The organism is Delftia tsuruhatensis NBRC 16741 (assembly GCF_001571325.1).
GTDB classification, from domain to species: Bacteria; Pseudomonadota; Gammaproteobacteria; order Burkholderiales; family Burkholderiaceae_C; genus Comamonas; species Comamonas tsuruhatensis.
Genome location: NZ_BCTO01000021.1, coordinates 181,976 through 196,381, shown reverse-complemented (window position 1 = coordinate 196,381; position 14,406 = coordinate 181,976). Strand labels below are relative to the sequence as shown.

General features: G+C 63.5%; 12 protein-coding genes and 6 tRNA genes. 15 read left to right on the top strand and 3 right to left on the bottom strand.

Translation table 11 applies throughout. The annotated features are described in order from the left end of the window. Positions 1 to 3: 3 nt before the first annotated feature. The 15 genes from DTS01S_RS10400 (at position 4) to DTS01S_RS10330 (ending at position 12,174) form a co-directional block, all read left to right on the top strand. Positions 4 to 1,908 carry a hypothetical protein gene (locus DTS01S_RS10400; protein ID WP_026062557.1) on the top strand — a complete coding sequence of 635 codons (1,905 nt, stop codon included), beginning with the start codon at positions 4 to 6 and terminating at the stop codon, positions 1,906 to 1,908. Then, complete coding sequence (locus DTS01S_RS10395) at positions 1,905 to 2,141, top strand: hypothetical protein (RefSeq protein ID WP_013803266.1); 237 nt, start codon at positions 1,905 to 1,907, stop codon at positions 2,139 to 2,141. The genes DTS01S_RS10400 and DTS01S_RS10395 overlap by 4 nt, the downstream gene beginning before the upstream one ends. Before the next feature lie 343 nt (positions 2,142 to 2,484). After that, entirely contained in the window at positions 2,485 to 3,795 is a 1,311-nt protein-coding gene (gene tig / locus DTS01S_RS10390) for a trigger factor (protein WP_017406046.1), read from the top strand. A 135-nt stretch (positions 3,796 to 3,930) separates the two neighbouring features. Further along, positions 3,931 to 4,539 (top strand): ATP-dependent Clp endopeptidase proteolytic subunit ClpP, encoded by a 609-nt coding sequence (clpP, locus tag DTS01S_RS10385; RefSeq protein WP_016445088.1) that lies wholly within the window; start codon positions 3,931 to 3,933, stop codon positions 4,537 to 4,539. Positions 4,540 to 4,646: 107 nt separating this feature from the next. Further along, entirely contained in the window at positions 4,647 to 5,909 is a 1,263-nt protein-coding gene (gene clpX / locus DTS01S_RS10380) for an ATP-dependent Clp protease ATP-binding subunit ClpX (protein ID WP_012204530.1), read from the top strand. Between the two features lie 120 nt (positions 5,910 to 6,029). Beyond that, a complete protein-coding gene (gene lon, locus DTS01S_RS10375; protein ID WP_016445089.1) occupies positions 6,030 to 8,444 on the top strand; it encodes an endopeptidase La in 2,415 nt (804 codons plus the stop codon). A gap of 103 nt (positions 8,445 to 8,547) precedes the next feature. Beyond that, positions 8,548 to 8,623: transfer RNA gene (locus DTS01S_RS10370), tRNA-Gly, on the top strand. A 69-nt stretch (positions 8,624 to 8,692) separates the two neighbouring features. Next, a tRNA-Gly gene (locus DTS01S_RS10365) sits at positions 8,693 to 8,768 on the top strand. Between the two features lie 58 nt (positions 8,769 to 8,826). Beyond that, positions 8,827 to 8,902, top strand: a tRNA-Gly gene (locus DTS01S_RS10360). A 46-nt stretch (positions 8,903 to 8,948) separates the two neighbouring features. Further along, positions 8,949 to 9,022 (top strand) — tRNA-Cys (locus tag DTS01S_RS10355). Between the two features lie 383 nt (positions 9,023 to 9,405). Further along, the gene (gene loiP, locus DTS01S_RS10350) at positions 9,406 to 10,170 is read left to right on the top strand and encodes a metalloprotease LoiP (RefSeq protein WP_016445158.1); all 765 of its coding nucleotides are present in this window, start codon (positions 9,406 to 9,408) and stop codon (positions 10,168 to 10,170) included. A 139-nt stretch (positions 10,171 to 10,309) separates the two neighbouring features. Continuing rightward, positions 10,310 to 10,385, top strand: a tRNA-Gly gene (locus DTS01S_RS10345). Between the two features lie 99 nt (positions 10,386 to 10,484). After that, a tRNA-Leu gene (locus tag DTS01S_RS10340) sits at positions 10,485 to 10,575 on the top strand. A 328-nt stretch (positions 10,576 to 10,903) separates the two neighbouring features. After that, a complete protein-coding gene (locus DTS01S_RS10335) occupies positions 10,904 to 11,530 on the top strand; it encodes a DUF6806 family protein (RefSeq protein ID WP_013803265.1) in 627 nt (208 codons plus the stop codon). Positions 11,531 to 11,562: 32 nt separating this feature from the next. Next, entirely contained in the window at positions 11,563 to 12,174 is a 612-nt protein-coding gene (locus DTS01S_RS10330; RefSeq protein WP_047217610.1) for a M48 metallopeptidase family protein, read from the top strand. 1 nt (position 12,175) lies between these two features. Here the strand turns inward: DTS01S_RS10330 and murI are convergent, their stop codons facing one another. Genes murI through DTS01S_RS10315 form a run of 3 tightly spaced genes read right to left on the bottom strand, consistent with a single transcriptional unit; the run spans position 12,176 to position 14,341 of the window. Next, positions 12,176 to 13,066, bottom strand: coding sequence for a glutamate racemase (murI, locus tag DTS01S_RS10325; protein ID WP_061287684.1), 891 nt, complete (start codon positions 13,064 to 13,066; stop codon positions 12,176 to 12,178). A 58-nt stretch (positions 13,067 to 13,124) separates the two neighbouring features. Then, the gene (locus DTS01S_RS10320; protein ID WP_046239989.1) at positions 13,125 to 13,712 is read right to left on the bottom strand and encodes a GNAT family N-acetyltransferase; all 588 of its coding nucleotides are present in this window, start codon (positions 13,710 to 13,712) and stop codon (positions 13,125 to 13,127) included. Beyond that, positions 13,709 to 14,341 (bottom strand): class I SAM-dependent methyltransferase, encoded by a 633-nt coding sequence (locus DTS01S_RS10315; RefSeq protein ID WP_061287674.1) that lies wholly within the window; start codon positions 14,339 to 14,341, stop codon positions 13,709 to 13,711. Before DTS01S_RS10315 ends, DTS01S_RS10320 begins: the two co-directional genes overlap by 4 nt. Positions 14,342 to 14,406 lie beyond the last annotated feature (65 nt).

Genomic DNA, 14,406 nt, shown 5'->3' with positions numbered 1-14,406 from the left:
GCCATGGCACGCATCGAGCTGATCTTCCATCGCCCACCAACTGCTGGCTCACCCAGCCAGATGGTGTTCGGCAACGAGGACGATTCGGGCCCGGACCCGGGCTCGACTCAGGACGCAGTCGCACGGATGGCCATCCGGCTGCCGGGGACGAGCGTGGCCATCGGTGCCTTGCGTCGCAAGACCGCTGGCGCCGGCATTCGCCTGCCTGGGGCGCGCATGGCGCTTGGAGCGGCGTACCAGACGCGCACCGACAGGCCGGCCGTGGGGGGCACATTGTCGGGATTTGAAGAGGCCGCCCCGGCACAGGGCGGCCTGGTGTCTGTCTACCAGCAGGCGGCCATTGCCGACAGGGTCACGCAGATTCGCGGTTGGCGAGCGCTGCACGCAGGCGCGGCCACCGTGCAGCGCTGGCAGGACTCGGCGCGCCTGCACCTGACCACACGCCAAGGCATGGGCTTTGCCATGGACGTGGGGGGACTCACGGCGCAGGCCTGGAAAGAGGGTACGCGCTTGCGCCTGGCCACGCGCCAGGGCCTGGCCAACGCACTGGCTGGCCAGGCGGTTGTGCTGCAGAGGTTCCAGGAGGGCATCATTTTGCGCCGTGCCATGCGGCAGGCTTTCAGCGACGGCCTCTGCGAAGGTGCCTGGCACGCCAGCAGCATGGGCGATGCCCGGGTGCTGGGCATCGTGATGGGCGGTGCCCGCCATCAGGACGCCATGGCGCCGCTGCCCGGCGTCACGCCGGGCCGCCCTGTCGATCCGCCCAAGCCGCCACCGTGCTATCGGCCGCCGCCGGGTGGGGCCGTCGAGCTGGCGTTCTCGAGCGTCTGGAGCGAAAGCTCCGAACTCGTGTTCATCTGCTGCAGGCCGGGCCCGGATCCCCAACCACCCCGCTATGTCATCCCGCAACTGAAGGTTTACATGACAGTACACACGATGGAGGCAGCCCTGCTGCCGGACATGGAAGCCGTTGCGCTGAGCGATGTGACGATCGCCAGCGATGACGACGGCTTCGGATGGAGCTTTTCGGCCAATGGTCCGGAACACCTGCTGGATCAACTGGCGCCGTCCGGGGGACTGCCTGCACGGCTGCGCGTGGTGGTCGATGGCATCGACTTCGTCTTTGTCGTACAAAGCCTGAGCCGCACGCGCAGCTTCGGCAACCATCGCGTGGCCGTACAGGGCGTGAGTGCCACCGCCTTGCTGAGCAGTCCCTACATGCCGGAGCAGACCTGGCTGAACACGGCGCCGGCCACGGCGCAGCAACTGATCCGCAATGCGCTGGAGTTCACCGGCGTGCAGCTGGACTGGAAGGTGTCGGACTGGCTGGTGCCGGCCGGCGCCTGGAGCCACCGTGGCACGCCGTTGTCGGCCGTGATGCGTGTGGCTGCTTCGATTGGCGCGGTGGTGAGCAGCCATCGTACGCAGGAGCGCCTGATCGTCGCGCCGCGCTTCGCACACCTGCCATGGAAATGGGCGGATGCGACGCCGGACGTGCGCATGCCGGCGGACGTCATCGTGACGGACGAGCTGCGGCCCGAGCCGCGTGCCGCCTACAACGCGATCTATGTCAGCGGCCAGGCGGGCGGCATCCTCGGTCACGTGCGCCGAGCCGGGACGGCGGGCAACAGCCTGGCTCCCCAGGTCACGGATGCCCTGATCACCGAGGCCGTGGCTGCACGCCAGCGTGGCGAGGCCGTGCTGGGAGCATCGGGCAACAAGCTGGTCCAGTCCATCACCATGCCCTTGCTTTCCGGTGGGACGGCGCCAGGCCTGATCCGGCCCGGCCAATTGATCGAAGTCGTCGATACCGACGAATCCTGGCGTGGCCTGGTCCGTGGAACCCGGCTCAGCGCTGCCATGCCCGTGGTGCGGCAGCAGATTACCGTGGAGCGTGCAACCGTATGAGCACCGTCAATCTCTTCAAGCGTCTTGTCCAACTGCTGCCTGACGAGCCTGTGCTCACCGGGCGGATCAGCGCGGTGCATGGCGACGGAACAGCCACGGTCGATCTGCCTGGCAATGGCCGATTGCGCGTACGCAATCCCCTGGGCAGCCAGGAGGGCGGCAGCGTCTATGTCCAGGGGCAGGCGATCACGGGTGAAGCCCCTCAATTGACCTATGTGCTTATTGATATCTAGGGGGGGCGCCAGGGCTTCGATGCAGGGTGATCGGCCGATTGGGTCCTGCTGCGGGGAGGCGCGGTCCCCGCGCTGCCGGCGCACACTGAAAACCGAGGGCAAATCCCCAATGCGGCCTTTCTGATGGGAAAAGCGCCTCGTTTATAATGTCCGGCTTCGCTTACATCACGGGTTGAGCGAACCATGTGCGGTCCCCAGCGACCAGGCGCATGTGATGTAAGCCCTTGAAATCTGAGGTGCCGCGCGGCCGACTGGCTTTGGCTCGCGTTGCACCGTGACTTTTGCGCAATACGGTGCGGGCTGTACAGCAGCCGGCACGGTCCAATCCCTCATAGGAACAAACATGGCCGTTACTGTTGAAACCCTTGAAAAGCTCGAGCGCAAGATCACGCTGAGCCTGCCCCTGAACTCCATCCAGAGCGAAGTCGAGAACCGTCTGAAGCAAGTGGCGCGCACCGTGAAGATGGACGGCTTCCGTCCCGGCAAGGTGCCGATGAGCGTGGTGGCCCAGCGTTATGGCTATTCGGTGCAGTATGAAGTGCTCAACGACAAGGTTGGCGAGGCTTTTGCACAGGCCGTCAACGAAGCCAAGCTGCGCGTGGCCGGCCAGCCCCGCATCTCCGAAAAGGAAGGCGCTCCCGAGGGCGAGGCACAGTTCGAAGCCATCTTCGAAGTGATGCCTGAAGTCAAGATCGGTGACCTGACCTCGGCCGAAGTCGAGAAGCTGACGGCCGAAGTGGACGACGCCGCCATCGACAAGACCGTGGACATCCTGCGCAAGCAGCGCCGCACCTTCGCGCAGCGCGCCCAGGCCGATGTGGCCGTGGACGGCGACCGCGTGACCGTGGACTTCGAAGGCAAGATCGACGGCGAGACCTTCTCCGGCGGCAGGGCCGAAGACTTCCAGTTCCTGGTCGGCGAAGGCCAGATGCTCAAGGAATTCGAAGACGCAGTGCGCGGCATGAAGGCCGGTGAGTCCAAGACCTTCCCCCTGGCTTTCCCCGCTGACTACCACGGCAAGGACGTGGCCGGCAAGACCGCCGACTTCCTGGTGACGGTCAAGAAGATCGAGGCCGCCAACCTGCCCGAAGTGGACGAGGCTTTTGCCAAGGCCCTGGGCGTGGCTGAAGGCACGGTCGAAGGCCTGCGCGCCGACATCAAGAAGAACCTGGAGCGTGAAGTCAAGTTCCGCGTCCAGGGCCGCAACAAGCAGGCTGTGATGGACGCGCTGGTGTCCAAGGCCGAGCTGGAACTGCCCAAGGCCTCGGTGCAGGCTGAAGTCGCCCGTCTGCTGGAAGGCGCTCGCGCCGAGCTGCAGCAGCGCGGCATCAAGGACGCCGACAAGGCCGAGATCCCTGAAGACGTGTTCCTGCCCCAAGCCGAGCGCCGCGTGCGCCTGGGCCTGGTGGTGGCCGAGCTGGTGCGCGCCAACGAGCTGCACGCCACGCCCGAGCAGATCAAGGCCCACGTGGAAGAGCTGGCCGCCAGCTACGAAAAGCCCGAAGACGTGGCACGCTGGTACTTCGGCGACCGCCAACGCCTGGCTGAAGTCGAAGCCGTTGTCATCGAAAACAACGTGACCGAGTTCGTGCTGGGCAAGGCCAAGGTCTCCGACAAGGCCGTGTCCTTCGACGAACTGATGGGCCAGGCCTGAGGGTTTGAGCACCGCCTGCCTGCCGCTTTGTGAGATCGGCGGGCGGGTTGGCATCTGCGGGGCTTGTGCTTTGGCGCACAAGCCCCATTTTCTTTCCGGATACGGCTAAAGTAGCCCCCTAGTACTGGAGAAAACATGAGCGCATTGGAAACTCAGGGTTTGGGCATGATCCCAATGGTCATCGAACAGTCCGGCCGCGGAGAGCGGTCGTACGACATCTACTCGCGCCTGCTCAAGGACCGGGTGATCTTCCTGGTGGGCCCTGTCAATGACCAGACGGCCAACCTCGTCGTGGCCCAGCTGCTGTTCCTTGAAAGCGAAAACCCCGACAAGGACATTTCGTTCTACATCAACAGCCCCGGCGGCTCCGTGAGCGCCGGCCTGGCCATCTTCGACACGATGAACTTCATCAAGCCCGATGTGTCCACGCTGTGCACCGGCATTGCAGCCAGCATGGGTGCCTTCCTGCTGGCCGCTGGCACCAAGGGCAAGCGCTTTGCGCTGCCCAATTCCCAGGTCATGATCCACCAGCCGCTGGGCGGCATGCAGGGCCAGGCCACCGAGATCGAGATCCACGCCCGCGAGATCCTCAAGACCCGCGAGCGCCTGAACAAGATCCTGGCCGAGCGCACGGGCCAGCCGCTGGAAAAGATCCAGCACGACACCGAGCGCGACTACTTCCTGTCCGCCGACGAAGCCAAGGACTACGGCCTGGTCGATCAGGTGATCAACAAGCGCTCCTGAAGCCCGGAGGCTGTATGAGAATGGGCGGCGTTTTCCCCCTACGGAAAACGCCGCTTTCCATTTGGTTATCATCCTTTTCCATATTTCTGTAACAAGGCACCGACCCCATGGCCGAGAAAAAAGGCTCCTCCAGCGAAAAAAACCTTTATTGCACCTTCTGCGGCAAGAGCCAGCATGAGGTCAAGAAGCTGATCGCGGGTCCGTCAGTCTTTATCTGCGACGAGTGCATCGATCTCTGCAACGAGATCATCCGCGACGAGCAGCCCAGCACCGAGGCCAAGGACGGCCGAGGCGACCTGCCCACGCCCGCCGAAATCAAGGCCAACCTGGACAACTACGTGATCGGCCAGGACCTGCCCAAGCGCACGCTGGCTGTCGCCGTATACAACCACTACAAGCGCCTGCGTCACAAGGACAAGGCCGGCAAGGACGAGATTGAGCTGGCCAAGAGCAACATCCTGCTCATCGGTCCCACGGGCTCCGGCAAGACGCTGCTGGCGCAGACGCTGGCGCGCATGCTCAACGTTCCCTTCGTCATGGCCGATGCCACCACGCTGACCGAGGCCGGCTACGTGGGCGAGGACGTCGAGAACATCATCCAGAAGCTGCTGCAAAGCTGCGAATACGACGTCGAGCGTGCGCAGCGCGGCATCGTCTACATCGACGAGATCGACAAGATCTCGCGCAAGTCCGACAACCCCAGCATCACGCGTGACGTGTCGGGCGAGGGCGTGCAGCAGGCCCTGCTCAAGCTCATCGAAGGCACCATGGCCAGCGTGCCCCCGCAAGGTGGCCGCAAGCATCCGAACCAGGACTTCCTGCAGATCGACACGACCAACATCCTGTTCATCTGCGGTGGCGCGTTCGCGGGCCTGGAGAAGGTCATCGAGAACCGTACCGAGGCGTCGGGCATCGGCTTTGGCGCCACGGTCAAGAGCAAGAAGCAGCGCTCCATCTCGGAAGTGTTCCAGGAGATCGAGCCTGAAGACCTGATCAAGTTCGGCATCATCCCCGAGCTGGTCGGCCGCATGCCCGTGGTCACGGCCCTGGCCGAACTGGGTGAAGACGCTCTGGTGCAGATCCTGACCGAGCCCAAGAACGCCTTGGTCAAGCAGTACAGCAAGCTGCTGGCCATGGAAGGCGTGGAGTTGGAGATCCGGCCCGCCGCGCTCAAGGCCATCGCCCGCAAGGCGCTGGCGCGCAAGACGGGTGCGCGTGGCCTGCGCTCCATCCTGGAGCAATCGCTGATCGGCACCATGTACGAACTGCCCAATGCCGACAATGTCGAGAAGGTGGTGGTGGACGAGTCCACCATCGAAGACGGAAAAGCACCGCTGCTGGTTTACCGCGAGGCGGCCAAGAAAGCCTGATGCGCCGCTGCCTGCAAAGGTCCGGCAGCGCAAGTCCCTGTGGCCCGAAATCCTTTCGGGCTGCGGGGTTGAAATACACCGGTGGGCGGACCATCTTCCGCTGACAAACCGAGGATTCCCATGTCAGGACATACCCCTTTGCCTTCCACCCCCCTAGACCTGGCGCTGCTGCCGCTGCGCGATGTGGTCGTGTTCCCCCACATGGTGATCCCGCTGTTCGTGGGCCGCGCCAAGAGCATCAAGGCGCTGGAGCTGGCCATGGAGGGCGACCGCCGCATCATGCTGGTGGCCCAGAAGACCGCCTCCAAGGACGAGCCCACGGCGGCCGACATGTTCGACGTCGGCTGCGTCTCCACCATCTTGCAGATGCTCAAGCTTCCCGACGGCACGGTCAAGGTGCTGGTCGAAGGCCAGCAGCGCGCGCTGGTCAAGCAGGTCATGGATGAAGAGACCCACTTCGTGGGCTCCGTCGTGCCCGTGGCGCCCGAGGCCGAAACCCACAAGCCCAGCGAGATCGAAGCCCTGCGCCGCGCCGTGACGCAGCAGTTCGACCAGTACGTCAAGCTCAACAAGAAGATCCCGCCCGAGATCCTCACCTCCATCGCCAGCATCGACGATGCCGGCCGCCTGGCCGACACCATCGCCGCGCACCTGCCGCTCAAGCTCGAGAACAAGCAGGCCGTGCTCGACCTGGTGGACATCAAGGAGCGCCTGGAAAACCTGTTCGAGCAGCTGGACCGGGAGGTCGACATCCTCAATGTCGACAAGCGCATCCGTGGTCGCGTCAAGCGCCAGATGGAAAAGAACCAGCGCGACTTCTATTTGAACGAGCAGGTCAAGGCCATCCAGAAGGAGCTGGGCGAGGGCGAGGACGGCGCCGACATCGAAGAGATCGAAAAGAAGATCAAGCTCGCTCGCATGCCTGCCGAGGCGCGCAAGAAGGCCGAGGCCGAGCTCAAGAAGCTCAAGCTCATGTCGCCCATGTCGGCCGAAGCCACCGTGGTGCGCAACTACATCGATGTGCTCACGGGCCTGCCCTGGAGCAAGAAGACCAAGATCAAGCACGACCTGGCCAATGCCGAGGAGGTGCTCAATGCCGACCACTTCGGCCTTGAAAAGGTCAAGGACCGCATCCTTGAATATCTTGCCGTGCAGCAGCGCGTGGACAAGGTCAAGGCGCCCATCCTGTGCCTGGTCGGTCCTCCGGGCGTGGGCAAGACCTCGCTGGGTCAGTCCATCGCCAAGGCCACGGGCCGCAAGTACGTCCGCATGGCGCTGGGCGGCATGCGTGACGAGGCGGAAATCCGCGGCCACCGCCGCACCTACATCGGCGCCATGCCGGGCAAGGTGCTGCAAAGCCTGGACAAGGTCGGTACGCGCAACCCGCTGTTCCTCCTGGACGAAATCGACAAGCTCGGCATGGACTTCCGTGGCGATCCGTCGAGCGCCCTGCTGGAAGTGCTGGACCCCGAGCAGAACCACACCTTCGGCGATCACTACGTCGAAGTGGACTTCGACCTCAGCGACGTGATGTTCGTGGCGACCTCCAACTCCATGAATATCCCGCCCGCGCTGCTGGACCGCATGGAAGTGATCCGCCTGTCGGGTTACACCGAGGACGAAAAGGTCAACATCGCCATCCGCTACCTGCTGCCCAAGCAGATCACCAACAACGGTGTGAAGGAAGGCGAGATGCGGGTGGAGGAATCCGCCATCCGCGACATCGTGCGCTACTACACGCGAGAGGCCGGCGTGCGTTCGCTGGAGCGCGAGCTGTCCAAGATCTGCCGCAAGGTCGTCAAGGGCCTGCAGCTCAAGAAGCTGGAGCCCACCGTCGTCGTCACTGCCGACAACCTGCCTGACTACCTGGGTGTTCGCAAGTACACCTATGGCCGTGCCGAACTGAACAACCAGATCGGCCAGGTCGTGGGTCTTGCCTGGACCGAGGTCGGCGGCGATCTGCTGACCATCGAGGCCGCCATCATGCCCGGCAAGGGCGTGATCTCGCGCACCGGCTCGCTGGGCGACGTGATGAAGGAATCGGTCGAAGCCGCGCGCACCGTGGTGCGCAGCCGCTCGCGCATGCTGGGCATCAAGGACGAGGCCTTCGAGAAGAAGGACATCCACGTGCACGTGCCCGATGGCGCCACCCCCAAGGACGGCCCCAGCGCGGGTGCGGCCATGACGACGGCCTTCGTCTCTGCGCTGACGGGTATCCCGGTGCGTGCCGATGTCGCCATGACTGGTGAAATCACGCTGCGCGGTGAGGTCACCGCCATCGGCGGCCTCAAGGAAAAGCTGCTGGCGGCCCTGCGTGGCGGCATCAAGACGGTGCTGATCCCCGAAGAGAACGTCAAGGATCTCCAGGAGATCCCCGACAACGTCAAGAGCGGCTTGGAAATCATCCCCGTCAAGTGGATCGACCAGGTCCTCAAGGTGGCGCTGGAACGCGTGCCAGAGCCTCTGTCCGACGAGGAGGCCGCCGCCGTGGCCCCGGCGGAAACCAAGGCTGTGGAGCCTGCAGTCAAGCACTGAAGATGAAAAAATGTAGCGTTTTTCCTGAACCCTCCAAGAACTACGCTACAATTCATCCCATCGCAGCAAACGACGTTGTAGAATGTCAGGCTTCGATAGAAATGCGGGAATAGCTCAGTTGGTAGAGCGCAACCTTGCCAAGGTTGAGGTCGACGGTTCGAGCCCGTTTTCCCGCTCCAGATTTTGAACATGCCGTTTCGGGTGTGTTCGGTTCTGGTGGCGGTTGGCTGCCAGAATGGATGATTCAAGCGGGAATAGCTCAGTTGGTAGAGCGCAACCTTGCCAAGGTTGAGGTCGACGGTTCGAACCCGTTTTCCCGCTCCAGTTTTGAATGTGCCTTGTGTACGTTCGATTCAGGTGACGGGTAGTTGCTTGAATGTTTGCGGGAATAGCTCAGTTGGTAGAGCGCAACCTTGCCAAGGTTGAGGTCGACGGTTCGAACCCGTTTTCCCGCTCCAGTTTCTAAAAGCTGCAGCAATGCTGTAGTTGTTTGATAGTGATCTTGGCGCGATAGCAAAGCGGTTATGCCCCGGATTGCAAATCCGGTTAGACCAGTTCGACTCTGGTTCGCGCCTCCAAAAATTAATTGCGAAAACAGTTCAAAAGGCCCTTCGGGGCCTTTTTCTTTTTCTGCGTCAGGATCATGGCTTGTCCTTGCTGTCTGGTTCGAGCCGGCCCCGTGCCCGGTCAAGCTCCATCTCTCCCTCTCTCTAAAGTTTCGGCACTCTGCGAGTGGTTCAGGGCTTGTTCTTCTGTGACATGAAGAGAATTCCATTCTGTAATTCATTGCCAGTTCGGTGAATTATTTTGTTTCCAATTGTTCTGCCTGGATCCTCGCCACGAGCGTGCTTATTGGAAGTTGGTTGGAAAATTGCAAAAAAGTGCAAATGGCTTGCCATTGGCAGTGGTTTCAATTGGCCGGTCGTGGATATGATGCGCGCTTCATTCATCGGGAGGGATTATGAAGATCAAGCTATTGACGGCGATTGTTGCCAGCGGCGTGGTGCTGGCGGGTTGTAAAACCATGGAGTCCGCTGATGTGGGCGGGCTGCTGGATTCGGGCTCCACGGCCATGAAGGCCATGACACTCACGGATGACGATGTGGTCACGCTGTCCAACGACTCCTGCGCAGCCATGGATGCGCAGAACAAGGTGGCCGATGCCAAGAGCAAGTACACGGTGCGGCTGAACAAGGTCATTGCCAGCATGCCGCAGGCCGTCAATGGGAAAAAAGCCGTCTACAAGGTCTATATGACGCAGGACGTGAATGCCTGGGCCATGGCCAATGGCTGCATTCGCGTCTACAGCGGCCTGATGGATCTGATGAACGACGATGAATTGCGTGGCGTGATTGGCCATGAGATCGGGCATGTGGCGCTGGGTCATAGCAAGAAGCGCATGCAAACGGCCTATGCGGCATCGGCTGCGCGCTCGATTGCAGCCAATAGCGGTAATTCGGCGCTGGCCTCGCTGTCGCGCTCGCAGGCCGGAGATCTGGGTGAGAAGTTCATCAACGCCCAGTTCTCCCAGTCCCAGGAGTCGGCGGCTGATGACTATTCCTTCGACCTGCTCACGGAAAAGAAGATGAGTCGCCAGGGCCTAGTCACATCGTTCCAGAAGCTGGCCAAGCTCAGCGGTGGCAGTGGCGGCAGCTCCATCCTGAGCTCTCACCCCCCGTCTGAACAGCGCGCCAAGCGCATGCAGGACCGCATCGACGGCAAGTAAGCGACGGCATGGAGCGGGCTGCTGTGCGGGTGGGCATTGATCCGCTTCGACGTGGATTTTTTCCGGACTTGGTCCGGAGTGCCGGAAATCTGCGCTAGAATTCAAGTCTGCTCTGTGAGGCGCACAGCTTGACAGATATGCGGGAATAGCTCAGTTGGTAGAGCGCAACCTTGCCAAGGTTGAGGTCGACGGTTCGAACCCGTTTTCCCGCTCCAATTCAGAAAAAAGGGAAGCGGTAACGCTTCCCTTTTTCGTTGGTGCTGCAGTTCGCAGGCATGAGCAGCTTGCGTTGGCCTGTGACGCTGCGGCGCAGGGCCCCGATGGTGAAATTGGTAGACACTGCGGACTTAAAATCCGCCGCTTCCGAACAGGGGCGTGCCGGTTCGATCCCGGCTCGGGGCACCATGAGCTATGTGCAGCAACGTTCTGATGCTGCAATCTTTGTAGCAATTTTGCGTTAAGGCGAATGCTGCGGTTGCGCAATGTTTCGCGGCGCTGCGCAGTGCATGTTGCTGGCTTCGTGCTCTTGCAGCACCGCATTGTGGCCATGCGCCGCCAAGTCCTTGCCGGCTGCATTACGTGCGAGAATCCCTTCATCAGGCCCCGGGCTGCTTGCCTGGATGGCGCGGCTCGGGCAGACAGTGATGGCGATGCCTGCATGCGTTCCGTTGACATTGATCGTGGCACATGGTGCGGCGTGACAGGTGTGGCCAAACTCATCCCAGACGAGAACATGTCGAATTACAACGCTCCATTTGAAATCCACGTGCACGGCCAGGTGCTGCTGCGCCCCGACACGACCTACGAGCAGTTGCAGGAAGCGCTGGGCCCGCTGTGGAAGTATGCGGGTGCCCGCTCCCTGGCCGATGGCGCTGGCAGCGTCTACGAAGAAGAGCCTGGCATCCAGTTCGATACCAAGGAGCGCCTGCTCCAGGTGTGCTGGACGGTGCGCGGCGATGAGGACTTCCGCCAGTCGCTGGACGACATGTGCATGGGCATCAACGAGCTGGCCGAGCAGGGCGCTGCCATCGAGGTGACCTTCTACGACACCGAGTTCGACGAGGAAGAGGAGTCCGAAGAGGCCGAGTCGCGCGACGACTTCGTCATGCTCTTCGTGGGCCCGACGCCCGCGGCCATCATGCAAGTGCAGCGCGACCTGCTGGTGCAGGACGTGGTCAACCTGATGGAGCGCCATTTCGACGGCTCCGAGCTGGGTGGCGTGGTGCAGGAGATCGACAAGCTGTTCTCCCAGCGCTTCGACGCCCTGGTCAGCTCGCTGGAGATCGGCAAGCCGCCGCGCGGCATGGGCGGATCGGGTTCGGGCCACGGCGGCAACCGCCGGCCCCGCCACCTGCATTGAGCGCAAGGCGCTGCCCCGCGCAGCGTACAGCCATGGCGGCACAGGCCAGCACGCCCAAGTATTCCGGAGCAGTCACCGAGACCGTGCGCCGCCAGCGCGAGCAGCGGCGCGAGGTGGCTGGCGGTGCACTGCCGCTTCCCTACCTGTCCGCCTACCCGGCCGCGCTGCAGTCACAGGTGCGTGGCTGGCTGGCCGATGACAAGGCCGAGGCCTGGCTGCTGCGCAAGCATCCCGAGGCCCATGCCGTGCGCACGGACAAGAGCCTCTATGACTATGTGGATGCCCTCAAGGGCCGGCACATGCGCAATGCCGGCACGCTGAACAAGGTAGCCTACGACGGCCGCATCCATGTGGTCCACAACGCCCTGGGCCTGCACACGCGCCGCGCCGTGGTGCAGGGAAGCCGCCTCAATGCACGGCATGAGATCCGCATCGGTGCACTGTTCAAGCAAGCGCCCGAGGCTTTTTTGCGCATGATCGTCGTCCACGAGCTGGCCCACCTGCGCGAGCCCGATCACGACAAGGCCTTCTACCAGTTGTGCACCCACATGGAGCCCGAATACCACCAGCTGGAGTTCGAGCTGCGGCTGTACCTGAGCTGGATGGACCACTCGGGCCGGCGCCTGTGGCAGGCGCAGCCGTGATTCAAGCGGCCGTGGGGATGGCGCTGGATTCGCCGACCTGAACGGACGAGCAGCATTGCGCGGGCAGATCCAGCCAGCGCGATGCGGCGGACTGCAGGGCCTGCAGCGATCCCGTGGTCATCAACCGGACCTGGCCCTCCGCCGCGGGCAAGGGTCCTGTTTCGCTGGCCAGGGTGCCCAGGCGGTCCAGCACGCGCCGCGTCTGGCGGGCCACTGGGGCACCGGTGTCGATGAACTGGATGTCCGGCCCCAGCAGCGTGCGCAACTGCTCGCGGGCGAATATGTAGTGGGTGCAGCCCAGCACCAGGGAATCCATCTCGCCCGTCTTCTGTCCGAAGCTGCCCAGGGCATTCACATACCTGGCGCACAGGCGCGCGACCTCGGTGGCCATGGGGTCGGCGGGAACGGGCTGCTCCGTGCTTTCCTCGATGGCCTTGGCCAGACCGTCGCAGGGCTGGACATGGAATTGCAAGCGCTGGCCATGGTCGGCCACCAACCGGGCAAAGCGCGCACTGCTCACCGTGCCGCGCGTGGCCATAACGCCCACGTGGCCGGTCTGGCTCGATAGCGAAGCGGGCTTGATGGCGGGCTCCACACCGATCAGGGGCAGTTCGGGCATTTCAGCGCGCAGCATGTCCACGGCAGCGGCCGTGGCCGTATTGCAGGCGATCACCAGTACCTTGATCTGGTGCTGCTCGCACAGGTGGCGCGCAATGGTGCGCGTGCGCTGCTGCACGAAGGCGTCGCCGCGTGCATCGCCATACGGTGCATAGCCGCTGTCGGCCAGGTAGATGAAGCGCTCATGCGGCAGCTCATGGCGCAGCGCCTGCAGCACGCTGAGGCCGCCGATGCCGCTGTCGAAGACGCCGATGGGAGAGGCCGGGGAGGTCATGTGGAGATGCGGATAAAGGCTTTTGGAGGCGGCGCCCAGTATGCCCGCTCGGGCGCGTTCATGCTCGGGCCATGGCTTGCTGCTGCAGCCATTGGGCATGTGTCAGGCGGTACAGGCAATGCCTGCGCAGCGCATGGCCTGCCGGCACCTCCGGATGGTCGAAGTCATGGGCGTCGCGCTCCATGCCCAGGCGCTGCATCACGGCCTGCGAACGCAGGTTGGACAGCGCGGTGAACGAGACGATGGACTCCAGATGCAACGCGCCGAAGCCGTGCGCCAGCGCCGCCCGCGCGCCTTCGCTGGCCAGGCCCTGGCCCCAGAAAGGCCGGGCGAGCCGCCAGCCGATTTCCACGCAGGGCGAGAACGGCAAAGACGCGGCGGGAGTGTGCAGCCCGATGAAGCCCATGAACTCGCCACTGGCAAGGTGCTCTGCCGCCCAGAAGCCCCAGCCGCGTTCCTCGATCAGTGCCTGGATCCTGTCTGCCATGGCATCGCTTTGTTCACGGCTGAGCAGTGCCGGAAAGTGCTCCATGACCTGTGGGTCGGCATTCAGCGCGGCAAAGGGCTGCCGGTCGCCGGCCTGCCACTGGCGCAGTATCAGGCGCGGGGTCCGCAGGGTCGCTACAGGAGAATGTGTGGTGGTCATGGTTGGAGAGGGCGCTGCAGCACCAGCAGATAGGCGGCCGCATGGCCGTGGAAGGAGTGGGGGATGAAGCCTGCCTTGCCTGCCAGCTTTTCCACGCTGGTGCGGCGCTGGAAATGCGGGTCGAAGACCAGCTCGGCCACGGCCAGCAGGCCGCCGGGGCGCAGGCTCTGGAACACGTCGGCCAGCGCGGCCTGGCGGTCCGGGATCTCTCCCAGCACGGCGGCCATCACGGCGCGGTCGTGCTGCTCGGCTGCCAGCTGCCCCTGGCCCAGCGCCGCCGCCTGGGTGCGCACATTCTCCAGCCCCTGCGCGCACGCCTTGGCCGCCACCTGTTCGAGCATGGCCGGCTGCAGGTCCACGGCCAGCACCTGTCCCTGCGCACCGACGGCACGTGCCAACGGCAGGGTGACGCGGCCCGGGCCGCAGCCCGCGTCCAGCACCTTCATGCCTGGCTGGATCTGCAGTTGCCCGACGATGAAGGCGGCCTTGTTGCTGGCCGCGAAGGGGTTGTCAAGCTCGACCATCCAGCGCAGCCAGGACGGGCAGGGCAGGACATGGCGGCGGGAGGACAGGCGCCACGCCAGGCTGGTCACGGCCAGCAGGGCGATGAGGACGAGCGCGGTGGTCATGTTGAATGGGCAGTGTTGCAGGCAGCGGGCAGTCTGTCACAAATGCCCGCGCCAATGAAAAGACC